This window comes from Desulfobacteraceae bacterium (assembly GCA_022340425.1).
In the GTDB taxonomy this organism is placed as follows: domain Bacteria; phylum Desulfobacterota; class Desulfobacteria; order Desulfobacterales; family JAABRJ01; genus JAABRJ01.
In genome coordinates this window covers 1-24,071 of the sequence record JAJDNY010000136.1, presented here as the reverse complement: position 1 = coordinate 24,071, position 24,071 = coordinate 1, and the positions used below count along the sequence as shown (strand labels likewise).

The following is a 24,071-nucleotide window of genomic DNA, read 5'->3' as shown; positions in this document are numbered from 1 at the left end:
GCAACCAAAATACGCGAATCCCTCCGCCGTTGTCAAACGCCCATCGGCGCGCTGCGGGTCTGCAACCGATTTACACCGCGGCGCATCGATTGCCGCGGCACCCCGGTTTTCGCGGTCCCGCGGCGCTCGGAAACCCGCCCCAGGCCGTCTTGCAGGGACCGGCAGGCGGCCGGGGGTTGACACCTCAGGCCCGCAGGCGCATTTTAGACTCCTCTTGTTCGGCAGCCCGGCGGTTGCCGCGAATGTCCGGCGCATCCGAACACCCACCGGCCCGCCGGCCGGACATGCTCAGGAGAGACAAACGATGACCGAGACCCGCATCCCCAAGGAACGATAGCCATGACGCTGATGGGCATGCGCGAGGTATGCTGGGGGTTTGGCGACCCGCCCCTGCTGGAGAACCTGACCTTCCAGATCGCCAAGGGCGAGCGCGTCGGCCTACTGGGCCGCAACGGGGCCGGCAAGTCCTCCCTGCTGAAGCTCCTTGCCGGCGAAATTCTGCCCGACAGCGGCGAAGTCTGGCGCCAGCAGGGGGTTACCGTGGCAGCCCTGGAACAGGAAGTGCCAATGGACCTCGACGGTACGATCTTCGATGTCGTCGTGGCCGGGCTGGGCGAAAATGGCCAAATTCTGGCCGAATACAACCGAGTCTGCCGCAGCACCGAGGCGGCCGGCGATCCCGCCCTGACCCGGCGCCGGGACGCGCTGCAGCACCGGCTGGACGCCGAGAGCGGCTGGGAGCTGCTGCGACAGACTGAAAAGGTACTCTCAAAAACCGGACTGGATCCCGATGGGGACTTCGACAGTCTTTCAGCCGGCATGAAGCGCCGCACCCTGTTCGCGCGCGCCCTGGCCAGCGACCCCGACGTGCTCCTGCTGGACGAGCCCACCAACCACCTGGACATCGCGGCCATCCTCTGGCTGGAAACCTTCATCCTGCGCAACGTCAAAACCCTGCTCGTGGTCACCCACGACCGCGCTTTGCTGCAACGACTGGCCACCCGCATCGTTGAGCTGGACCGCGGGCGGATCGCTTCCTATGACTGCGACTATCCCACCTATCTGATGCGCCGGGAGGCGGCGCTGGAGGCCGAAGAAAAGCAGACCGCGGTCTTCGACAAAAAACTCTCCCAGGAGGAGGTCTGGATCCGCCAGGGCATCAAGGCCCGCCGGACCCGCAACGAGGGGCGCGTGAAAGCGCTGGAAAAACTGCGCGAGGCCCACCGGGCCCGTCGCCGCCGGGAGGGCATCGTCCGGCTGGCGGTCCAGGAGGCTGAAAAAACCGGCAAACTGGTGATCGAGGCCCGGGGGATCACGTTTGCGCACGGCGGATCCCCCATCATCCGCGATTTCTCGACGGTGGTGATGCGCGGCGACAAGATCGGCATCATCGGGCCCAACGGCGCCGGCAAAACCACGCTGCTGAAGCTCCTCCTGGGCGAATTGGCCCCGATGACAGGCCTTGTGCGCCACGGCACCAATCTCCAGGTGGCCTATTTCGACCAGCTGCGCGACCAGTTGGACCCCCAGCAGACCGTCCAGCAGAACATCGCCCAGGGCAACGACTTCATCGATTTCAACGGCCAGCGGCGCCACGTGATCGGCTATTTGCAGGACTTCCTGTTCTCCCCGCAAAGGTGCCGCACGCCGGTCTGGGTGCTTTCGGGCGGGGAAAAAAACCGCCTGCTGTTGGCCAAGCTCTTCACCCGGCCGACCAACGTGCTGGTGCTGGACGAGCCCACCAACGATCTGGACACCGAAACCCTGGAGCTCTTGGAGGAGTTGCTCTTCGAATTCAGCGGCACGCTCCTCCTGGTCAGCCACGACCGGGCGTTTTTGAACAACGTGGTCACCGGCACGCTGGTCTTCGAAGGCGGCGGCCGGGTGGCCGAATACCCCGGCGGCTACGACGACTGGCTGCGCCAGCGACCGGCACCCGCCGAGGCGGCGCCACCGGAGAAAAAAACCCGGACCCCGGCCCGCAGCGCCGGCGGGAGCGCACGAAAGACTGGACTGGGGTTCAAAGAGAAGCACGAACTGGAGGCCCTGCCCCGGCGGATCGAGGCACTGGAGGCGGAGCAGCGGGAACTATACGCAGCCATGTCCGACCCCCTATTCTCCAAGAAGGAAAAGGGGGAGATCACCGCGTTCACGGCGCGCCTGGAAGTGGTCGAACGGGACGTCCAGGCGGCCTACCGCCGTTGGGAGGTCCTGGAGGAATTAAAGGGCGATGCGCCCTGACGGCCCCCTCCAGGACCGCCGCGGCGGGTTGACAACCCACTGCATGTTCCGGTATGCGGGCCGCTTGACGCTTGCGATCACCGAGGGCCCGGGAGGTTTGTTGAAGGGCCTCTGCACGGGCCGTGAATGCCATTTTTTCGGCCCCATTCACACCCCTAAGGAAAGGAAAAATTCATCATGGTAAAACTCGAAACCAGCATGGGCGACATCGTTCTGGAGCTAAACGAGGAAAAAGCCCCCCAAACCGTCGCCAACTTTCTGTCCTACGTGCAAGCCGGGCATTATGACGGCACCATCTTTCACCGCGTCATCGACGGGTTCATGATCCAGGGCGGCGGGATGACCGCCGAGATGAAGGAAAAGCCCACCCAGGCCCCCATCCCCAACGAGGCCGACAACGGCCTGCAAAACGACGCCTACACCGTCGCCATGGCGCGCACCATGGACCCCCACAGCGCCACGGCGCAGTTTTTCATCAACGTCAAGAAAAACGATTTTCTCAACCACAAGTCCAAGACCCCCGACGGGTGGGGCTACGCGGTTTTCGGCAAGGTGGTCAAGGGCCACGGCGTGGTCAACAAGCTCAAAGGCGTCCCCACCGGCCGCAGCGGCATGCACCAGGACGTCCCCGTCACCCCGGTGACCATCACCCGGGCGACGGTGGTGGCGACGGACGATGCGTAAACCCTTGCACGGGTGAGGCCTTGATCCCGCGGTTCTCGATGGGTGCCTTTGGCCGCCACCGACAACGGTTCACCGTCACGGGTATCCTTCCCATACTTGCAGGGGCGCCCGCGCGGGCGCCCCTGCATGTTTCGTACCTTTCAGGTATCGACCGATGCCGTTATTTCTATTTCCCAACAGCCTCGCTGAAGGTGTCTTTTGAGATCTCTTTGACTTCTGAAGTTTGCAGGGTCACCTCGGTTTTGGTTTTTTCATCCTTGAATTTGACAGCCCCGCCTTTCAGTTTTTTGATATCGCCCGTGTAGTAGACGATGTCACTGGCCGGGTCTTTCACCTGGTAGTAGGTGCTGCAGGCGGCCAGACTCAGCGTCAGGCAAACAGCCAGCAGCATGGCGGATAGTTTGCGTTTCATTTAAGGCTCCTTTCATCATTTTTTGGTTCTGCACAAAAAGCTACCAGTCGGGCTTGCGGATCAGCTGCTGTTTCACCTGGTCGCCGGTCACTTGCACCCCCACGGGTGTCAGCAGCCCGCCCCAATCGGTGCGGTTTTCCATTTCCTGTCGAACCTCGGGGGAAATGAAGGCCTTTCCTTCCCGGATCTCCCAGCCGCCCCCCAGGGCGCGGTAGACGGCGATCAGCCCCAGGGGCACCTCTCCGAGACTCTCCGCCAGAAGATCCTCCTGGCTCAGCAGCGCCTGAAGAGCGGTCAGCACCGTGGTAAAGTCCGTGGCGCCTTCCCGGTACTGGATCAGCGCCAGCTCCAGCGAGCGCCGGGCGGCGGCCACGGCCTTGGTCAGCAGCACCACCCGCTCCTGGCCCCGCAGGAATTCCACCAACCCGTCTTCCACCTCCTGCTGGGCCCGCAGGACGGTATCCTGATAGTTCAGCAGAAGTTCCTGAAAGCGCGCATCCTGCAGACGCACGTTGTTGGCGATGCGCCCGTAGTTGAAAAGATTCCACTGGAAGGAAGGGCCGATAAAGCCCGTCCGGCTGCGCCAATCGAAAATGTTGTCCAAGGAAAAGGCGCCGACATCACTGGCCAGGAACCCGAAACTGCCGCCCAGGGAAAAGGCCGGATACAAGTCGGCCTTGGCCACGCCGATGAGGGCGCTCTGGGCCGCCGCCTGGAGCTCCGCCCCACGGATGTCGGGGCGCCGGCGCATCAGCTCGGCGGGGATTCCCACCGCCGCCGTCGGCGGGGCCGCGGGAATCTCCCCCGCTGCCCCCAGCGCCGCGGCCATCTCCGCCGGCACTTTCCCCAGGAGAATGCCCAGGGCGTTGCGGGTTTTGCGCATCCCGGTTTCCAGCAGCGGTATGGTGGCCTCGGTGCCGTTGAGCTGGGTCAGGGCCTGCTGGACGTCCCGTTCGCTGGTGGCGCCGTTTTCAAAGCGCGAACGGGCGATGCGCAGGCTCTCCTGCTGGGTCTGGAGGTTTTCACGGGCAATCCGGATGCGTTCCTCGAAGGTGCGGTAAAGGATGTAGTTCACGGCAACGTCCGCCGTCAGGCTGACCAGTGCGCTGTCATAGTCGGCGACGGAGCTGAAAAAGTCCGCCTCGGCCGATTCCACGGCCCGCCGGAAGCGGCCCCAGAAATCGATCTCCCAGCTGGCCCCCAGCCCGAGCTCACCTTGTGTGAAAGAAAAATCCGGATCACCCGGCGCACCCGGCTGGGGAGCGGAAGGCCCGCGCTCGCTGGTCCGGTTGAAGGTCAATGAGCCGAAGCCCTGCTGCAGCTGCGGGTAGAGTTCTCCGACGGCGATGCCCAGCAACGCCCTGGCCTGGTATATCCGCACACCGGCGATTTTAAGCGGGATGTTCCCGTCGGCGGCCTCCTCGATGAGCGCGTCCAGGATCGGGTCGTCGAAGACTTTCCACCAGTCGCGCAACTCGGCGGCATCGGCCTTCAACCGGCTGTCCCCAGCCTCTACCCATTGCGGGGAGACGTCCGCCCTGGGAGGTGAGAAATCCGGCCCTAAAGTGGTGCAGGCATTCAGACAAAGCAGCAAAACACCGAACAGGCCCCAAAGGATCTTATGCGGTATGCTCATCATGGCAATATCGTCCGCTCCGAGAAAAGACATGTTTGGGTTAAAAAACCGTGGCTGCGCGCGGCCCCCCCCCCGCAGCCGCTTCCCAGCCTTGAAAAAGAGGTAAGACAAAAACCAGACGGTTTCGAAAAAAGTTCAAGTTACGGCGCGCAAATCTCAGCGGCGTGAGGCGAACTTATGTAAGCCGCAGCGACTTCGAAATGCAGCGCAAGGCAGAAATTGGACTTTTTGCGGAATCGTCATCCTCAGCCTCCGGCGGTTTCGGAGGTGCCGGCGGGGGATGTTCCGCCGGATAAGGCCGGCTTTTTCCTGAACTCGCTCAGGCGTTGCATCACCACGTAAAACACCGGCGTAAACAGCAGGGACATGATCGTGGCGGCGGCCATACCGCCAACCACCGCCAGACCGATGGCCTGCCGGCTGGCGGCCCCGGCGCCGGATGCCACCACCAGCGGCATAAATCCGGTAATGGAGGAGATCGACGTCATCAGGATCGGCCGGAAGCGCAGTTTGGCCGCCTCCACGGCCGCCTCCATGATGCCCAGCCCCTTGGCGCGCTGCTCCGAGGCGAACTCGACGATCAGAATGGCGTTTTTGCTGGCCAGGGCGATCAGCAGCACGATGCCGATCTGGGTATAGACGTTGTTGTCCATTCCCCGCATCATCAGCGCGATGACGGTGCCCAGGACCGCCAGCGGCACCACCAGGATAACCGCCGAGGGGCTGGTCCAGCTCTCGTACTGGGCCGCCAGCACCAGGAAGACCAGAACAATGGCCAGGGCGAAGACCAGAATCGCCTCCGAACCGACTTGTTTCTCCTGGTAGGACATGCCGGTCCATTCGTAGCCCATGGAGGGGGGCAGCTTGTTGTCGGCCAACTGCTCCATCAGGTCGAGCGCCTGGCCGGAGCTGAAACCGGGCGCGGCAGCGCCCGTGATGGAAGCCGACGGGTAGAGGTTGTAACGCTGGATCGTCTGGGGCCCCAGGATCTGATCGACGCTGATCAGCGTCCCCAGCGGCACCATGTTTCCCATGGCGTCACGCACGTCCAGCTGACGGATGTCTTCGGGCTTGTTCCGGAACTCATGATCCGCCTGCACCTGCACCTGCCAGGTTCGGCCGAACTTGTTGAAATCGTTGACGTAGGCCGAACCCAGATAGGCCTGCATGGTGTTGAAGACGCTCGTCAGGGGAACGCCCAGGGTCTTGGCTTTGGTGCGGTCGACCTCGGCATAGATTTGGGGCACATCGGCCCGGAAGGTGCTGTTGAGGCCGGCCAGACCGGCCTGGGCGTTGCCATCCTTGAGGATCTCGTCGACCATTTTCTGCAGCTCCGGAAGCCCCACGTCGGCCTTGTCCTGAAGCTGCATCTGGAAGCCGCCCGCCACCCCCAAACCGGGGATCGCCGGCGGTGTAAAGACAAAGGCAATGGCTTCCTGAATTTGAAACAGCTGCGCCTGGATCGTCCCCATGATAACTTCCTGCCGCAGACTGGGGTCGTTGCGCTCGTCCCAGGGCGTCATCGTGATGAAGATCGTAGCCGCATTGGATGCGTTGGTCCCGTCAATGACCGAGTAGCCGCCCAAAGAAACCCAGGCCTGAACGCCCGCCGTTTTTTCGAGGATGCCGTCGATCCGCTTGAGCACCGCGTCGGTGCGTTCCAGCGAAGCGGCGTCGGGCAGTTGAATGTTGGCGATCAGGTAGCCCTGATCCTCGGTGGGCAGAAACCCGGTGGGAAGCAGCGCAAAGCGCCAGCCGGTAACCCCCAGCAGCACCAGATAGAGCAGCATGACGATCGCCGTCCGGCGGGTCAGGGTTTTGGCCACGGCGAGGTAGCCGTTTTCGGTTTTCTGAAACAAGCTGTCGAAACCCCGGAAGAAGGCGTTCTTCTTCTCTTTCGGGGGCCGCAGCAGCAGCGCCGCCAGGGCCGGGCTCATGGTGAGGGCGTTGATGGAGCTGAAAATGGTGGAGATGGCGATGGTCAGGGCGAACTGGCGGTAGAGCTGGCCGGTGATGCCGGGCAAAAAGGCCGCCGGCACGAAAACGGCCAGCAGCACCAAGGTGGTGGCCACCACCGGCCCGGACACCTCGCTCATGGCCTGGATGGCGGCCTCCCTGGGGGGCTTGCCGCGCTCGATGTGGTAGGTGGTTGACTCCACCACGACGATGGCGTCGTCCACCACGATGCCGATGGCCAGCACCAGACCGAAGAGGGTCAGCATGTTGAGGGAGAACCCCATGGCCAGCATCACCGCCAGGGTGCCGACGAGAGAGACCGGTATTGTCACCGCCGGCACCACGGTGGCCCGCCAGTCCTGGAGAAAGATGAAGAGCACCAGGAACACCAGCAGGGCCGCCTGGAAAAGCGTGACGTAGACTTCCTTGATCGAGGTCTCAACGAAGATCGTGGTGTCGTATGGAATTTCGTAGGTCAGGCCTTCGGGAAAGGCCGCGCTCATTTCCTTCAGGGCGGACTTTACCTCTTGTGCCACCGCCAGGGCGTTGGCGCCGGGCAGCTGGTAGAGCAGCAGGCTGGCGGAGGGCGTGCCGCTCTTGCTGGAGGTGATGCTGTAGGTCCTGCCGCCCAGCTCGATGCGGGCCACGTCCTTGAGTCGGGTGATGCGGCCGCCTTCAGCGGTCTTGACAATGATCTCCTCGAACTGCTCGATTTCCGACAAGCGCCCCAGCACGTTGACCGTGTATTGAAAGTTCTGGCCTGCCGGCGCCGGCGGCTGGCCGATCTGACCGGCAGCCACCTGAACGTTCTGCTCGCGGAGGGCGGCGAGCACGTCTTCGGTGGTCAGACTGCGGCTCTTGAGATTGCGAGGGTCCAGCCAGACGCGCATGGCGTAATCGCTGGCGGGAAAGATGAGGACCTCCCCGACGCCCCGGATGCGGCTCAGCACGTCTCGCAACCTCAAGGTCGCGAAATTGACGAGGTAAAGCTCGTCGAAGCGGCCGTCCGGGGAGAAGAGCGAGGCGAGCAGGAGGATGTTGGTGGACTTCTTTTTGGTGTTGATTCCTTGGCGGACCACCTCCTCGGGCAGGGTGGGCTCGGCCAGACTCACCCGGTTCTGAACCAGCACCTGGGCCATGTCCAGGTCGGTGCCCACCTCGAAGCTGACCGTGAGGTCGTAGGAACCGTCGCTGGCGCTGGTGGACGACATGTAGATCATATTCTCGACGCCGTTGACTTGCTGCTCGATGGGCGCCGCAACGGTTTCGGCGACCACCTGGGCATTGGCGCCGGGATAGACGGCCGACACGGATACGGTGGGCGGTGTGATCTCCGGGTACTGCGCCACCGGTAGGGCACCGAAAGAGACGACACCCGCAATGACGATCACGATGGAGATGACGCTGGCGAAGATCGGGCGTTCGATAAAAAACTTTGAGAACATGGCTCCCCTCTTCAGGGCTTCTGGGATGTTTGACCTTCGTCGGCGGCGGAGCCGGCATCTGCATCTGTCTTCGGGACGCTCTGGCGGACCTCAAGGGCCGCTTTGAGCGCGGAGGTCTTGAGGCTGCCCATATCGGTCTCCTCCGGATCGACCTTTGCCCCGGGCCGGGCCCGCTGAATACCGTTGACCACCACCCGTTCATCCGCCCTGAGGCCTTCGGTGATCACCACCAGCCCGTCAACCACCTGCCCGATTCGAACCGGCCGCTTGTCCACCCTGTTTTCAGCATCGATCACCATCAGGTAGCGGCCCACCTGGTCGCTGCCGATGGCGCGTTCGGCCACCATCAGCGCCCCCTCGCGCTCCCCGATCGGCATTCGCACCCGCGCGAAGAGCCCCGGCAGAATTTCCGGCACCCCGCCGGGATTGGGGAAAACCCCTCTCAACTGCAAGGTGCCGGTGCCGGAATCGACGCTGGATTCGGCAAAATCGAGACGGCCCTCATGGGGATAGCCCTGCTCGGTGGCCAAACCCATTCCCAGGGGCACGCCGATATCCCGGGCGGGCGCCGTTTTGGGGTTAAACCCCTTCTCCGTCGCCTGCTTGCGGTATTCGCTCATCACCTTGAGGAGGTTGCGCTCGTTGAGGTTGAAGTAGGCGTAAATCGGGTCGAAGCGGGTGATCGTGGTCAACAGGGTGGGCTCTCCTTCCCCCACCAGATTGCCCAAATCCACGTAATTGCGGCTGACCCGGCCGGAAATCGGCGCCGTCACCCGCGTGTAATCCAGGTTGAGCTGCGCCCTTTCGACCCGCGCCTTGCCCCGGGCGACGGCCGCAGCCGCCACATCCCGCTCCCCGCGCCATCTGACCACATCGGCCTCGGCCCCGGCGCGCTGTTGGAACAGCCGTTGGGCCCGCTCCAGTTCAATCTGGGCCCATTGCACCTTGGCCTGGGCGCTCTGGACCTCGGCCTGGGCGGCTTCCATATCGGCGACGTACTCGCGCGGGTCGATCACAAAGAGCAGGTCCCCCTGCCTGACGTTTGTTCCGGGGGTGAAGTGGATGCTTTCCAGGAAACCGGACACCCGGGCCCGGACCTCCACGGTTTCAACCGCCTCGGTGGTGCCGGTGAACTCCAGGTAGTCGGTGACATCCTCCTGCAGCGGCAGGGCCACGGTCACCCCAGGCGGCGGCGGCGCCACGTAGGTGTTCTGCTCACCACAGCCGAAAGCCAGACCGGCCACAGCGCAGAGAAACATGATCTTCATGGAAGCCTTCAGCGGCTTGGGTCGTCGATTCAGAGAGGTCATGGCACAATCCTTTTGGGTGGGATCCAAATTGGAACTCGCGTCGGGGCGCTCCTTCCAACGCCGCCGGCACTGAATTTTTGCTCCAACACTGTGTTGATCCGGGCCGTATCGGGCAAGACGGGCAGGTTTCCCTGCAGTACTTTGACTTTCTGACGTTTTATCAAGGTTGCGGTTTGGCGGCGGCCACGGCGGCGGCGATTTCACGGCTGAAAACGGTCAGGGCCTGATCCTGGGCCTGCACCCGATCGCCCAAGGCGGGCGAAGCCGCGGCGACGCGCACCACGGTCTTTTTGCGCAGCACAGGTCCAGCTGCGCGAAAGCTTTCCAGCGACCAGAAGGCAGTCAGGTGGGCGCCGCCGTCGGCGTCCTGGTCGAAGCGGCTGACGTGGACAGCCACCTGAAAATCCGCCGGTCCCGGACTTTGCTGCAGCACCGTGCTGACATGGGGGGTATCGAGCAGAACGGAGAGGTTTTCCTGCAGCACCCGGTAGAAACCATCCATGAGGGACTCGGCCCAGCGGTCAAAGGGGGCAACCTTCAAATCCACCGGCCCGCTGCGGGTGATCAGCTGGTCACGGTCCAGGTAGGCCGCCAATGTGACGGGCCCCACCAGAACCGAAGGCCCTTCTTCTCCGACCATCATCGACGACGCTTCGCCTTGCGCAAAGCCGCCCAGCAGATAAAAGCGCGCCGGCGGTGAGCCGGACGTGCAGCCGGCAAGCGCCCACAGGACGATTCCCAGGCATACAGAAAAATATATCAAAAAACGCCGCGACATGGAAGTTATCTCCTTTCCAGACCTCTTTTACCCCTGAGCAGCACTTCGGGATGGCGCTCCAGCAGGTCGCTCAGGGACCTCAAGGCACGCGCCGCCGCGCTGATTTCCTCCAGGGAGCGGTTCAGCCGTTGGCGCAGCTCGGAGCGCTCACCGACAAACCCGTCCACCCCCGCCACCGTGTTCTGGGCTTCCGCCAGCAGCCGGCGGGTGGCATCCAAGGTTTGGCGCGCCTCCTGGCCCAAGGGGGCCACCTGCGCATCGATCTGCTGCAGCAGCCGGCCGGCACTTTCGGTCACCGTTTTGAGGTTGGCGCCCAATGCGCCCACCTGCTGGTCGAGGTTTTGGAGGGTGTGGCCGGCTTCGGCAACCACCGCGTCAGCGCTGTTGACCAGCCGCTCGGCCCCCAGGGCGGTCTGCTGAAGGGCCTTAAGGGCCTTTTGGGTCTCCGGTGAATTGATGTTGCGCTCGATCCCTTCGATGGCGCCGATCAATTTTTCGAAAAGCTGCTGCACCGGAATCTTCTCGAGGGTCTTGGCGATCTGCTCAAGCGACGAGGGAATGGTCGGAATTTCTGGGTACGGCAGGTCGGAGCCCACCAGGCGCACGGGCAGATCGGGGTAGAAATCCAGCTCGATGACCAGCTGCCCGGTCACCAGACTCTGAATCATGAGCTGCCCCTTGAGGCCCCGGGCAATCATATTTTGAATGGACTCATCCAGATCGTCGATGGCCACCCCGCCGGTGTCGATCTGGTCGGGCACCAGTGATATGATCACCGGGATCCGCAGCGACCCGCTCTCCGGGTCCTCCTGGAGAAAAATGCGCTCCACCGAGCCCACCTGGACCCCTTGCAGGACCACCGGCGCACCGGCGGCAAGCCCCCGGATGGAGCCCTGGAAAAAGAGCACGAAGCGGTGCCTTTCAACGAAAAAGCGCCCCCCGCCGAAGAGGATCACGCTCACGATCAGCAGCACGATGCCGCTCATCACAAACGCGCCGATAACCGTTTTATTCCACTGCTTGGCCATACCCGCCACTCCCCGGTTTTCGTTCTTCCCGGTCAAGCACTTTCACCCCGCAGCAGAAATTTGCGGACCTTGGCATTGCCGGTGTCCTCGCGCAGCACCTTGGGATCTCCGACGGCCGCCATGGTGCGGGTGTCGGCGTCCAAGAAGACCGAGTTGCTGCCGATGGCGAAAATGCTCGCCAGCTCGTGGGTGACCACCACCACCGTCGCGCCCAGACTGTCGCGCAGCTCCACGATCAGGTCGTCCAAACGTTTGGCGCTCAAGGGGTCGAGGCCGGCGGAGGGTTCGTCGAAGAAGAGAATCTCCGGATCCAGCGCGATCGCCCGCGCCAGCGCGGCACGCTTGCGCATGCCGCCGCTGATCTCCGAAGGGAAGAAGTCTTCGAAGCCCGCCAGCCCCACCAGGGCCATTTTGAGGGACACCAGCTCGCGGATGTCCGCCGGCCCCAGGTCGGTGTACTGCTGCAGCGGCAGGGCCACGTTTTCCGCCAGGCTCATGGAGCTCCAGAGGGCCCCGCTCTGGTAGAGGACGCCGAAATTCTTCATCAGGCGCCGCTGCACCGACGGCCGGGCCTCCCAGAAGTTCTCGCCGCCGTAGCGGACCTGCCCCTGGGCCGGTGCCTTGAGCCCCACCATGACCTTGAGCAGAGTGCTCTTGCCGCAGCCGCTGCCGCCCATGATGATAAAGATGTCGCCGCGCTGGATGCTGAAGGTCAAATCCCGCATGACCACGAAATCGCCGTAGGCGACCGTCAGGTCCGAAACGCGGATGTGGTCATCGTTCAGGGTCATCTTGGGCTCAAGGCTGCGCGGGGAGGTTTTTCATACCCCGAGCACATCGCAGATCACGGTGATCAAGGCTGTCGCCAGCACGATGGCCACGATCCCGGTGACCACCGCCGAGGTGGCCGCATCGCCCACCGCAGAAGCGCTGCGGCCGCACTGCATGCCCCGCAGGCAACCGGCCAGGGACACCAGGATGCCGAACACCAGGCTCATGAAAAGGCCCACCCACAGGTCGTTGGCCCCCACCGCCTCAAGGGTGCGCTGGATGTAGGTGGTGGGGTTGACCCCGTAGAGAGCCGTCGCCACGCCAAAGCCCCCCAGGATGCCCATGAGGTTGGCGTAGAGGCACAAGAACGGCATCATCGCGGTCAGGGCCAGCATCCGCGGCAGCACCAGAAATTCCATCGGGTCGATGCCCAGGGTCTGCAGGGCGTCGATCTCCTCGTTGACCTGCATGGTGCCCAGCTGGGCGGCGAAGGCCGCGCCGGTGCGGCCGGCCATGATGACGCCGGTCATGATGGCCCCCATCTGGCGCACCATCCCGATCCCCACCAGGTCGGCCACGAACATCTGGGCGCCGAAATACTTCAGCTGGAGGATGCCGATAAAGGCCAGGATCAGGCCCACCAGGAGGCTGATCAGGGAGACGATCGGCAGCGCCCGGGCGCCGCAGTCCATCACGAAGCCCCTCAGGTCCTGGGGCCGGAAGCGGGCCCGGCCGAATAGCAGGTTGAGCCCGGCGACGAAGGCGGCGCCGACGAACCCGATCAGCTCGCCGCAGGACTTGCAGAATTCGATCGCATCCGCGCCCACCGAGGCCAGAAAGGCGTCGCGCGCGCCCGCTCCGCGGGCATCCTCCTTGGGGGGCACGGCGGCCGCGAGGTTCAGCAGGCGCCGGGCGCCCTCGGGCAGCCCCGCGAGGTCCAGCGTTACCTCGCGCCCCTCGCAGAGCCGCATCAGCTGCCGCAAGTAGGTCAGCAGGCTGCTGTCCCAGGTGCTGAGCGCCTCGCTGCCAAAGCCCAGCCGGCGGATTTCAGGCCGCTCGGCCAGCCGGCTTGCGACCGCCTCCAGGTCCGGCTTGGGATCGTCGATCCGCCAGCTGCCGCTCAAGTGGATCACCAGCCGGTCCGGGGCGGGCTGCTGGAGCTGGATGTCGTTGGGCATCTGCCCTTCCCTCACGCGTCAATGGGGTTGCAACGGCAGGTCGGCAGCGCGCGGCAACGCCCCTGACCGGGCCACGGCCCGGAAAATAACATGTTTGCAGTCGGAAGGAAAGCCGCAATCCGCCGAGCCGACGGGCCGGCGGCGGTTGGCCGCAGGTTCCTCCCCCGGGCGGGGGAGGAACCCTGGCGAGGGTTTAGCGGGGGGGTCTTTTCAGGTCCGCGGCCATTTGCGGATGACCTGTTCGCGGGAATCGGTGATGGTGATGGTCACGCCGTGATCGCCGTCCAGGCGATGAGTGGCACAGCTGATTCATGGGTCGTAGGCGCGCACCGCCATTTCGATCCGGTTTAAAATCCCCTCGGTGACCTCCCCGTTGCGGATCAAGGCGCGGGCCGCCTGGTTGACGCTCATGTTCATCGGCCCGAGGTTGTGGGTGGTGCCGACGATCATGTTGGCGCTCACGATCAGGCCGTTTTCGTCGGTGGTGTAGTCATGCAGCAGGGTCCCGCGCGGGGCCTCCACGCAGCCGACCCCCCGGCCGGCGCGCGGCTCGGCCGCGATGCGCACGTCGGGGTCGGTGATCCCGGGGTCCTGCAGGATCTCGATGGCACGCTCGCAGGCGTAGACCTCCTCGATCAGGCGGGCGTAGTGGTAGAGCAGGGTCGCCTGGGCCGGCCGGCCGAAGGCGGCCCGGAACTCCTCCAGCTCGGCCTGGGCGCGCGGGGTCGCCATCCGATCGGCGACGTTGATGCGCGCCAGGGTGTTGGCGCGGTAGACGCCCTTGGGGTTTTCGAGATCTAGCGAGAACCCCTCGTTCCAGCAGCGGGCGTAGGGGAACTTGCCGTAGGAATTGGGCGCCACGTGCTCGCCGATGTAGGCGATGTAATCCTGGGGGTCGAACGCGACGAAGTCCGCGTCGGGCTTCATCAGGCGGATCTTGCCGTCGTAGAGGTTGAGCGCGCCTGCCGAATCCACGGTGCCCATGAAGCCGGTCTTGATGACGCCAAGGGTCTGGATGGTGTCCAGGTACTTGGGGAAGACCTCCTTCTTGGCGAATTCGATGGTGAAGAGCGCGAAATCCAGGATCTCGTGCATCTTGGCCAGCATGTCCCGCCGCTCCTCCTCCAGCAGGGGTTTGGAGAAGCCGCCGGGAACCCCGGCGACCGGGTGGATCGTCTTGCTGGAGAATTTGTCCAGGATCATTTTGGCCAGAAAGCGCATTTTGACCACCCGCTGGGCCAGCTCGGGGTTGGCCTTGGCGATGCCGATGACGTTGCGCACAGCGTAATCGCTGTCCGGCCCGATCACGAAGTCGGCCGCGGCCAGGAAGAAGAAGTGCAGCAGTTTGTCCTCGGCATGCGCGATGGTCTGCATCAGCTCCCGCAGCTTGTGGCCGGCCGGCGGGGGTGTTGCGCCGAAGCAGCGGTCGACGGCCTTGTTGGCGGCCAGGTGGTGCATCCAGGGGCAAATGCCGCAGATGCGGCTGACGATGCGCGGCAGCTCCTCGGCCGGCATGCCCTCGACGAACTTCTCAAATCCCCGCAAGGACATGATGTCCAGGTGCGCGTCGCGGACGTTGCCGTCGTCGTCCAGCTGGATGCCGATCGCGGCGTGGCCCTCGATGCGGGTGATGGGTTGGATGGTGATGGTTTGGCTCATGGCTGGGGCCTCCTTTCAGGCGAAACCGGGCGCAGCAGGTGGTGCGCACCCGAGAATCTGAGCAATGACTTGATGCCGGGCAGCGAGCGGACGTCGATCCCGTTGGATGCCAGGGCGTTCAACATGTCCAACATCTGGTTGCCCTCCGGCCGCACCGGCCCGTAGCAGCCGCGACAGGGAACGCGCGCGGCGATGCAGCGCGGCCGGATGGCCTCACCGCCGCAGCCGGCGCGGGTCACCGGCCCCATGCAGAGATAGCCCTGCTCCAGAAGGCAGCGCATCCGGTCCAGGGGCTCGTCGGGGGCGCCGTAGGCCGGGTTTTGCAGAAAACGCCGCATGGTTTTCAGCTCCCCCTTGCCCTTGCGGACCGTGGGGCAGGTGTCGCAGACGCTTTTGCCCGGGAGCGTCGGCGGCCGTCCCTCCACCAGGGCCACCAGGGCCCCGAAGATGTGGTCGGGGTGCGGCGGGCAGCCGGGCAGGTAGATGTCCACCGGGATCTTTTCATCCACCGCGTAGCAGGCATCCAGCAGGGGCGGAAGGCCCCGGCTGGGGTAGGCCGCCGGCGGATCGGTGGTCTCGGTGCCGTAGTAGCGCTCCAGGACCTCGTCGGTGGTGTAGGCGTTGGCCATGGCCGGGATGCCGCCATGGGTGGCGCAGGTGCCCAGGGCGATGATGACCTTGCACTTGCGGCGCATCTCCTCGGCCACCTCAAGGTGCTCCTGGTTGCGAATGCCGCCGCTGATCAGACCCACGTCGGCCTCGGGGATTTCGATGTGATGTCCGTCACCCAGCTGCCCGAAGTACTTGTGGTCCATGAGCGCCGGGATATGGACGAAATCGGCCACCTTGAGCACGTCCAGGAGCCGCTCGCCGGTGTCCAGGATCGAAATCTCGCAACCCGAACAGGAATTCAGCCATTCACTGGCCACTTTTACCGTCATGTGTGTGCCCTCCTGCTGGCGGTTGTGTCCGCCAGCGGTCTCACGATCGATCCGTCTTTTGCCCTCAGCCTTTGACCTGAACGGATTTAGTGCCCAGAAAACTGCGGTTTTCACGGGCCGCCTTCTTCTTGCGCTCAGACCAGCGCGTGACGACCTCCAATGCCCGGCTGGCGTAGTCGGGTTTGTCGGCGACACTGTATTCGGTCAGCGCACCCCGGCCCTTGGCGTCGGCCAGGGCGGCGCGCCCCAGTGGGGTGCGGCTGATGACGGTCGTCCAGCCCTCGTCGGCGCCGATCCCGCCAAAGGAGATGTCGGCGTACTCGGCAGCGTAGTCCGGGCAGAAACGGCAGGCGTAGCGCCGAATCGTATCCAACTTTTCAAGTGGAATGCGGCGGATCTCGCCGCCCTGCAGGTGGACCATCAGGTCTTCCTTGACATTGATCTTGCGCACCTCCTCCCAGCGGAAAGCGCCCCAATCGGCGAGCTTGGCGCGCTCTTCCTCCCCGAAGATGAAATTGCCCGAGCAAAACAGCCCGAGACAGAAGCGAATGCTGTCCGAGGGCACCAGCCCCATGGCCTGCATGCGCCGCACCGAATGGATCTGGCAGGGGGTTCCCACCAGCGCGACGCGCTCGAGCCCTTTTTTGACCAGAGGATCGAACTCCTCGATGGACGAGTAAGTCATGTACTGGTCGCTGAAGCTTTTCATGCCGTGGGAGGTGTCGAAGAAAAAGCCCGCCGCCGCCAGGATCTCCTCCTCCGAGGTGGCCAGGAAGGGCCGGCGCTGGAACGGGCCGACCTGCTTGGCGACGATGGCGCCGTCGATGCGCCCCTCGTGAAAGAGATGCAGCAAAAGCGCCGTCACCGCCCCGCCGTCGGTGGCCTTTTGGCGGATCCCGCCGTCGCTGGCGGAGAGCACCGAGGTTTCGATAATCCGCCCCATGGGGGCACTCCAGCCCACCTGACGCCGGGTTTCCTCCTCCAGTTCGTCGATTTCGGGGCAGATGGCGTGGCACAACCCGCACTCGATGCACTTCTCGATTTCGCCGTAGCGCGGCTTGCCGTCGCTGTCCAGTTCCAGGGCGCCATAGTTGATGGCGGTGCAGAAGGTCACGCATCCGCCGCAGCGGTGGCAAAGCCCGGGTTTTTGAACCTCTTGGATCAGGTTGAAAAAGGTCTTCATGGCATCCTCCCCCGGTTGTGATCCGCGCCACGGGGCGGCTGACCGCCCCGGCCGCGAGGCTGGCAGCGCATCATTCCGGTAGTTGTCGCTTTTGCGGGCATCGACAGCGGGCCGATAACGGCCTCAGCCCACGGCCACCGCGGCGGTTTTGAGGGGGTTGGGGCCGAGCTGCCGGATCTTTTCCGTAAAACGGGTGACCACTTCGGCAAACCGCGGCGCCTCGGCCGACGAGACCCACGCGATCTCGAAGCGGGCGGGGTCGATGCCGAGATTTTCCAGCACGAACTGAATTGCGTCCACCCGGGCCAGTGCTTTGTGATTACCATCCAGGTAATGACATTCGCCCAGGTGTCAGCCCATGACGATGACGCCGTCGGCGCCGCGCTGCAGGCCTTCGACCACCAGGTCGGGGTGCACCATACCGGAGCACATCACCCGCACCGCCCGCATGTTGGGGGGGTATTGAAGGCGCGACACCCCGGCCAGATCGCCGCCGGCGTATGCGCACCAGTTGCAGAGAAAGCCGATGATTACAGGTTCGAACTCTTCCGCCATAACGATTTCTCCTTGTCCAGATTGCTTTCCGGGGAAAGCGCAAATCGCATTTCCGCGGCCGTGGCCGCGGGGGTTTTCAGCCGGCGGCCTCCAGGGCGGCGCGCACCTGGCTGCCAAGTTGCTCGAGGGTGAAGCCGTGCACCTGGACCCCGCCCTTGGGGCAGGTGGCCGCGCACAGCCCACAGCCCTTGCAAAGGGCCGGGTCGGTGCGGATCCGCTGGTGGGTCCGACCGTTTGGGTCCTCGTAAGACTCCAGGCGTATGGCGCGGTAGGGACAGACATCCAGGCAGAGGGCGCAGCCGTCACACTGCTCGGTCACGAAGGACTTGATGGCATCCAGCTGCATCTCCTTTTGCGAGAGGATGATGCCCGCGCGCGCAGCCGCGGCATTGGCCTGGGCGATGGCCTCGTCCACCGGCTTGGGGTAATTGCAGAGGCCGGCGACGAACAATCCGTCCACCGACATGTCCACCGGTCGGAGCTTGGGGTGCGCCTCGTTGAGGAAGCCGTCCTCATTGACGGCGCATTTATAAAGCTCCACCAACTCCTCGCTGAAGGTGGGTGCGATCGCCGCGGCCAACACCAGGTAATCGGCGCTTAAGGCCAGCGGCCGGCCGAGGACCGGATCGGCCACCTGCACCTGCAGCTCCCCATCCCGCAGCCCCACCCGGGGCTTGTCGGCCAGGCTGAAGCGGATGAACACCACGCCCAGCTCGCGGGCCTTGCGGTAGAGCAGTTCGCGCGCGCCATAGGTGCGCATGTCGCGGTAGAGAACGAAGACGCGCATCTCGGGGTTAAGTTTTTTAAGCTTGATGGCGTTTTTGACGGTGTGGGTGCAGCAGATCCGGCTGCAATAGGGGCGCTGAGGCTCACGGGAGCCGACGCACTGGATGAAAACGACGTTCTGGGCCCGCTGCAGGTCCGCGAGATGCCCCGCCAGATGCCTGTCGAAGCCCTGGTGAGTCATGATGCGTTCATCCTGCCCAAAGAGGTATTCCTCCGGCACGGTCTCACGTGCGCCGGTTGCGATCACAGCCGCCCCGTAGGTAACCGCGCGGGTTTCCCCGCCGATTTCGATCTGGCTGACGAAATGCCCCACCGAGCCCACCGCCGTTTTGAGGCGCGCATTCTTAAGGACCTGAATGCCGGGATGGTCTTGGACCCGCGCGATTATGGCCGCCAGCATCGGTTGAATGGGCTCGCCGAAATCGGTGCTCTCCAGCTGCCAGGCGTTTCCCCCCAGGCGGTCGCTTTTTTCCACCAGGACCGTCGGAAAGTCCTGGTCCGCCAGGCTGAGCGCCGCCTGCATGCCGGCCAGTCCGCCACCGATCACCAGCGCCTTCTGGGTCACATCGACGGAGAGCCGCTCCAATGGCGTGCCCAGAGAAACCTTGGCAACCGCCATGCGCACCTGGTATTTGGCCTTGGCGGTGGCCTTTTCCGGCATTTTCTGGTGCACCCAGGAGTTGTGGTTGCGGATGTTGGCCATTTCGACCAGATAGGGGTTCAGGCCCGCCTCGCGCAGGGTGTCCTGGAAGAGGGGCTCGTGGGTGCGCGGGGTGCAGGCCGCAATCACAACCCGGTTGAGGTCGTGCTCGCGGATCTTCTGGGCGATCAGGTCCTGGGTGTCGGCCGAGCAGGTGAAGAGGTTGTTGCCCACATAAACGACGTTGGGCAGGCTGCGGGCATAGTCGGCGACGGCGGTGACATCCACCACCCCTGCGATGTTGATGCCGCAAGAGCAGACGAAGACCCCCACCCGGGCAGCGGCTCCCGTCGGGGTTTTCTCCGGCGGGTAGGTCTTGCTGCGGGTCAGGGAGCCTTTGGCGGCCGCGAGCAGCCGGGCGGCTTCGGAAGCCGCCGCGGAGGCCTCGGTCACCGAGCGCGGGATCGCCTTGGGCCCCGTGAAGGCGCCGGTCACCAGGATCCCCTCGCGGCTGCTGCAAACCGGCGTATAGGCGTCGGTTTTGGCGAAGTTGTGCCGATCCAGAGCGATGCCGAACTTCTCGGCCAGCGCTTGGCTGTCGGCGGGCGCCTCGAGGCCCACCGAGAGCACCGCCATGTCGAAGGTCTCGTCCAGGGTGCGGCCGTCCTCGGTGGTGTAGCGCATGCTGACGCCGCGGTTGTCGGGGCCAGGGTCGATGGTGTGCGGGCGGGCCCGCAGAAACCGGACCCCCTGGGCCTTGGCGCCCTCGTAGTAGCGCTCGAATTCCTTGCCGGGGCTGCGGACGTCGATGCAGAAGACCGTCTGCGCCAAGTCGCCGCCGGTGAGGTGCTCGCGGGTCACCAGGGCCTGCTTGATGGCGTACATGCAGCAGACGCTGGAGCAGTAGCCGTTGTCGCAGCGGTTGGTGTTGCGCGAGCCGACGCACTGTACCCAGGCGATCTTCTCGGGCGCGCGGTGATCCGAGGGGCGCACGAGATGCCCCATGCAGGGGCCGCTGGCCGAGAGCAGCCGCTCGTACTCGAGACTGGTGACGACATCGGGGATCTGGCGGTAGCCGTAGAAATCGAAACCTGAGGGGTCGAAGGGTTTGTAGCCCGGGGCCAGGATCACGGCGCCGACATCCAGGGTGACGACCTTTTCGCGATCTTCGAAATTGATGGCCCCGGTGGGGCAGAATTTCTCACAGGCCCGGCATTTGCCGCGGGTTAAAAAAATGCAGCTGTCGGGGTCGAGGGCGTATTTGAGGGGGACCGACTGACCGTATTTGATGTAGGCCGCCTTGCGCTTGCCGACCCCGGCGTTGTACTCGTCGGGGACTTTCTTGGGGCATTTCTCAGCGCACAGCCCGCAGGCGATGCACTTTTCCATGTCCACGTAGCGGGGGTGCTGCTTGACGGCCACCCGGAAATGACCGGCCTGCCCCGAAACCTCCACCACTTCTGACAGCGTCAGTAACGCAACGTTCAAGTGCCGACCGCACTCGACCAACTTGGGCGAAACGATTCACATGGCGCAGTCGTTGGTCGGGTAGGTCTTGTCCAGTTGGGCCATCACCCCTCCGATCCCCGCGCTCTTCTCCACCATGTAGACGAAGTACCCGCTGTTGGCCAGGTCCAGCGTGGCCTGGATGCCGGCGATGCCGCCGCCGACCACCAAAACAGATCCCAAGGGTTTCTCAGACATATGCACCTCTCTCGTGTGATGTGGATTGGGGGCCATGCCCCGCGCTCCGGTGGGTTCCGAATGGCCGGGCCGTTTCACGGCGGCCTGGCAAACGGTCTCCGAGAGACCGTACTCCCGACAAAACCGGGCCCAGTCGGCCTCCTGGATGCGGTAGCGTTTGCCGACGGTTCGGGCGGCTTTGAGCTTCCCGCTCCGGATCCAGTTGGACACTGTATTGCGGTGGACGTTCAGCCTACGGGCCAGCATGCCCACTTGAATTTCAATCATAATCCCTCCCCACTTTCGGCCGCACCGGTGAGCGCAGGATTTCCAGGATGCGCGCACACATCCTGGGGACCGCCGCCTGAACCGGTGCGGAGAGGCCCGGCCAAACGGTCTCGGGAATCTGCGCGATCTGAACCACCAGAACGCGCACCTCCATCGCGGTCGATTCCCGGAGTTCCTTGAGCATGTTGGTGGTGGGAAACTGGTGCAGCGAAAAATCAACGATCTTGGCGGGGCTGATGGCATCCACTTCGATTTCGAGGATCTCCCCGGCCGGCCGGCCGGTGTGGCCCATGGCGTCGACGACGACCAGCCGTTCGGGTTTTTGGGGCACCAGCAGCAGGTCGAAGAGGATGTCGCGGATGGCGGTGCCGACATCCAGGGCGCCCACCCATGAAGGCAGCTCATGGTGAGCGGTCAGCCGTTCGATGACCTGCGGCCCGAAGCCGTCATCGCCCAGAAGGGGGTTTCCGCAGCCGAAAACCAGACACCGTTTTTCAAAAAGCGGGTTCATACCGGGAGCGCCTGCGAAAAAAACTGAATGGTATTCAGCGAATAGAGCCATCTAAAGTCTATTGGGACCTCATAACAGCCTTGTGCCAATTATGCAAGAAAATATTTTACGGTTTTGAAAAATTTTTTGGCACATATTGCACATTTCACAAAATGAGCCGCCCTCTCGGCACAATTGCTCCGGTTCTGGTATCCAACAAATCCGGGACGAGCGCCGCAGCGCTTCAAGGGGGTACCACGGGTGGCGCAAGGCGACGGTCTGGGGGAAAGGATCAGGGGGGCTGGTCGGGGTGGTTTAAAAGGCGATAACGGTCTGAAGGGCACTTATCGTCTTACGGTCGGCGTTTTGATCCCATCGTCCCGGGCCGAGCATCGCAGCAGCCGGCGGGCCCCGTGGCTGTCCGAGCGCAAGCGGGTTCCACAGGGCCCGCCGGCTGCGAGAAACGCGGGGGGTCAGTCGCGGGTCAGCTGACGGTACTTGATCCGGTGGGGGCGGTCGGCCTCGGCCCCCAGCCGGCGCCGGCGGTCCGCCTCGTAGTCTGAGTAGTTGCCCTCGAACCACACCACCCGGCTGTCGCCCTCAAAGGCCAGGATGTGGGTGGCGATGCGGTCCAAAAACCAGCGGTCGTGGCTGATCACCACGGCGCAGCCGGCGAAGTTTTCCAGGGCCTCCTCCAGCGCCCGCATGGTGTTGACGTCCAGGTCGTTGGTGGGCTCGTCCAGCAGCAGGACGTTGCCGCCGTCCTTGAGCATGCAGGCCAGGTGCACCCGGTTGCGCTCGCCGCCGGAGAGCATGCCGACTTTTTTCTGCTGGTCGCTGCCCGTAAAGTTGAAGCGCGCCACGTACGCCCTGGATTTGACCGAGACCGCACCCAGCTCGATGACGTCGCGGCCGCCCGAAACCACCTCCCAGATGGTTTTCTGGGGATCGAGGCTGTCCCGGTTCTGGTCCACGTAGGCCAGCCGGACGGTCTCGCCGACGCGAATGGTGCCGGCATCCGGTGCCTCGCGGCCGATGATCATCTCAAAGAGCGTGGATTTGCCGGCGCCGTTGGGGCCAATCACGCCGACGATCCCGCCCGGCGGCAGCCGGAAGGACATGTCTTCAAACAGCAGCCGGTCGCCGTAGGCCTTGGAAACACCTTCGGCCTCGACCACCAGCTCGCCCAGGCGCGGCCCGGGCGGAATGTAGATTTCCAGGTCCCGGGCATGGGCGGCGCTTTCCTGCGAGAGCAGTTTTTCATAGGCGCTGATGCGCGCCTTGGATTTGCTTTGGCGCGCCTTGGGACTCATCCGGATCCACTCCAGCTCGCGCTGCAGGGTTTTTTGGCGGTGGCTTTCGGCCTTTTCCTCCTGCCGCAGACGCTCCTGCTTCTGATCCAGCCACGAGGAGTAATTACCCTTCCAGGGGATGCCGTGGCCGCGGTCCAGCTCCAGGATCCAGCCGGCCACGTTGTCCAGGAAGTAGCGATCGTGGGTGACGGCGATGACGGTGCCCTCGTACTGCTGCAGGTGGTGCTCCAGCCAGGCCACGGACTCGGCGTCCAGGTGGTTGGTGGGCTCATCCAACAGCAGGATGTCCGGTTTCTGAAGCAGCAGCCGGCAGAGGGCCACCCGGCGCTTTTCACCGCCGGAGAGCACCTTGACCGCCGTTTGGCCCTCGGGGCAGCGCAGGGCGTCCATGGCCATGTCCAGCCGGGCGTCCAGGTCCCAGGCGTCGCGGGCGTCGAGCTGCTCCTGGACCTCCCCCTGGCGCTGGATCAGCGCGTCCATCTGGTCGTCTGACATCGGCTCGCCAAACTGCTCATTGATACGGTTGAACTCCGCGAGCAGATCGACGGTCTCCTGTACCGCCTCCTCCACGGTTTGGCGAACCGTTTTACCCTCGTCCAGGCTGGGCTCCTGGGCCAGCAGACCCACGCTGAGCCCCGGGCTGAAGGTCAGCTTGCCGTTGAATTCAGTGTCAACCCCGGCCATGATGCGCAAAAGCGAACTTTTGCCCGAGCCGTTGAGGCCCAGCACACCAATCTTGGCGCCGTAGAAATAGGACAGCGAGATGTCCTGGATCACAGGTTTTTTGTCGTAGTATTTGCTCACCTGCATCATGGAGCAGATGATCTTGTCGGGTTGCTGACGCATGCCGTCCTCCTTGAAAGTTGACGGTTCCGCAAAAAGCCCAATCTCTGCGTTGCGCTGCATCTCGAAGTCGCTGCGGCGCACAGCAGTACGCCTCACGCCGCTGAGATTTGCACGCCTTGAGCTTGAACTTTTTTCGAAACCGTCTGGATTTTAAATTTTTACCAGTTCATCAAGGTTTTGAAGATTATCCCTGCAAGTTCCTGGTGCGGCAGCCGATGGCCGCACTCCAACCGGCGCCCCTCTACTAC

The 24,071-nt window shown here is 64.0% G+C and carries 17 protein-coding genes and 1 pseudogene; 2 read left to right on the top strand and 16 right to left on the bottom strand.

The annotated features are described in order from the left end of the window. Positions 1–339: 339 nt before the first annotated feature. Positions 340–2,241: an ATP-binding cassette domain-containing protein gene (locus LJE63_11725; GenBank protein ID MCG6907274.1), complete on the top strand. Its 1,902-nt coding sequence runs from the start codon at positions 340–342 to the stop codon at positions 2,239–2,241. Between the two features lie 177 nt (positions 2,242–2,418). Then, a complete protein-coding gene (locus LJE63_11720) occupies positions 2,419–2,925 on the top strand; it encodes a peptidyl-prolyl cis-trans isomerase (protein MCG6907273.1) in 507 nt (168 codons plus the stop codon). Between the two features lie 166 nt (positions 2,926–3,091). Here the strand turns inward: LJE63_11720 and LJE63_11715 are convergent, their stop codons facing one another. The 16 genes and pseudogenes from LJE63_11715 to ettA form a co-directional block, all read right to left on the bottom strand. Continuing rightward, on the bottom strand, positions 3,092–3,337 hold the full coding sequence (locus LJE63_11715; GenBank protein MCG6907272.1) for a YgdI/YgdR family lipoprotein: 246 nt from the start codon (positions 3,335–3,337) through the stop codon (positions 3,092–3,094). Positions 3,338–3,377: 40 nt separating this feature from the next. After that, positions 3,378–4,976 carry an efflux transporter outer membrane subunit gene (locus tag LJE63_11710; protein ID MCG6907271.1) on the bottom strand — a complete coding sequence of 533 codons (1,599 nt, stop codon included), beginning with the start codon at positions 4,974–4,976 and terminating at the stop codon, positions 3,378–3,380. A gap of 242 nt (positions 4,977–5,218) precedes the next feature. Beyond that, positions 5,219–8,374, bottom strand: a complete 3,156-nt coding sequence (locus tag LJE63_11705; protein MCG6907270.1) for a multidrug efflux RND transporter permease subunit — start codon at positions 8,372–8,374, stop codon at positions 5,219–5,221. Positions 8,375–8,385: 11 nt separating this feature from the next. Further along, the gene (locus LJE63_11700) at positions 8,386–9,684 is read right to left on the bottom strand and encodes an efflux RND transporter periplasmic adaptor subunit (GenBank protein MCG6907269.1); all 1,299 of its coding nucleotides are present in this window, start codon (positions 9,682–9,684) and stop codon (positions 8,386–8,388) included. Between the two features lie 160 nt (positions 9,685–9,844). Further along, positions 9,845–10,462, bottom strand: a complete 618-nt coding sequence (locus LJE63_11695; GenBank protein ID MCG6907268.1) for a PqiC family protein — start codon at positions 10,460–10,462, stop codon at positions 9,845–9,847. A gap of 5 nt (positions 10,463–10,467) precedes the next feature. Then, positions 10,468–11,490 carry an MlaD family protein gene (locus tag LJE63_11690; protein MCG6907267.1) on the bottom strand — a complete coding sequence of 341 codons (1,023 nt, stop codon included), beginning with the start codon at positions 11,488–11,490 and terminating at the stop codon, positions 10,468–10,470. A gap of 32 nt (positions 11,491–11,522) precedes the next feature. Continuing rightward, on the bottom strand, positions 11,523–12,281 hold the full coding sequence (locus tag LJE63_11685) for an ATP-binding cassette domain-containing protein (GenBank protein ID MCG6907266.1): 759 nt from the start codon (positions 12,279–12,281) through the stop codon (positions 11,523–11,525). 30 nt (positions 12,282–12,311) lie between these two features. Beyond that, complete coding sequence (locus LJE63_11680; protein ID MCG6907265.1) at positions 12,312–13,439, bottom strand: ABC transporter permease; 1,128 nt, start codon at positions 13,437–13,439, stop codon at positions 12,312–12,314. Between the two features lie 309 nt (positions 13,440–13,748). Then, positions 13,749–15,098: a Ni/Fe hydrogenase subunit alpha gene (locus LJE63_11675; GenBank protein MCG6907264.1), complete on the bottom strand. Its 1,350-nt coding sequence runs from the start codon at positions 15,096–15,098 to the stop codon at positions 13,749–13,751. Further along, complete coding sequence (locus tag LJE63_11670; GenBank protein MCG6907263.1) at positions 15,095–16,039, bottom strand: methyl viologen-reducing hydrogenase; 945 nt, start codon at positions 16,037–16,039, stop codon at positions 15,095–15,097. Before LJE63_11670 ends, LJE63_11675 begins: the two co-directional genes overlap by 4 nt. A 64-nt stretch (positions 16,040–16,103) precedes the next feature. Further along, a complete protein-coding gene (locus LJE63_11665) occupies positions 16,104–17,222 on the bottom strand; it encodes a Coenzyme F420 hydrogenase/dehydrogenase, beta subunit C-terminal domain (GenBank protein ID MCG6907262.1) in 1,119 nt (372 codons plus the stop codon). A 123-nt stretch (positions 17,223–17,345) separates the two neighbouring features. Continuing rightward, complete coding sequence (locus LJE63_11660) at positions 17,346–17,777, bottom strand: hydrogenase iron-sulfur subunit (GenBank protein ID MCG6907261.1); 432 nt, start codon at positions 17,775–17,777, stop codon at positions 17,346–17,348. Positions 17,778–17,853: 76 nt separating this feature from the next. Continuing rightward, entirely contained in the window at positions 17,854–20,907 is a 3,054-nt protein-coding gene (locus LJE63_11655) for an FAD-dependent oxidoreductase (protein ID MCG6907260.1), read from the bottom strand. Positions 20,908–21,039: 132 nt separating this feature from the next. Then, a pseudogene (locus tag LJE63_11650) lies at positions 21,040–21,153 on the bottom strand (helix-turn-helix domain-containing protein). A 13-nt stretch (positions 21,154–21,166) separates the two neighbouring features. After that, complete coding sequence (locus LJE63_11645; protein MCG6907259.1) at positions 21,167–21,685, bottom strand: hydrogenase maturation protease; 519 nt, start codon at positions 21,683–21,685, stop codon at positions 21,167–21,169. A gap of 452 nt (positions 21,686–22,137) precedes the next feature. Then, on the bottom strand, positions 22,138–23,823 hold the full coding sequence (gene ettA, locus LJE63_11640) for an energy-dependent translational throttle protein EttA (protein MCG6907258.1): 1,686 nt from the start codon (positions 23,821–23,823) through the stop codon (positions 22,138–22,140). Positions 23,824–24,071: the final 248 nt, after the last annotated feature.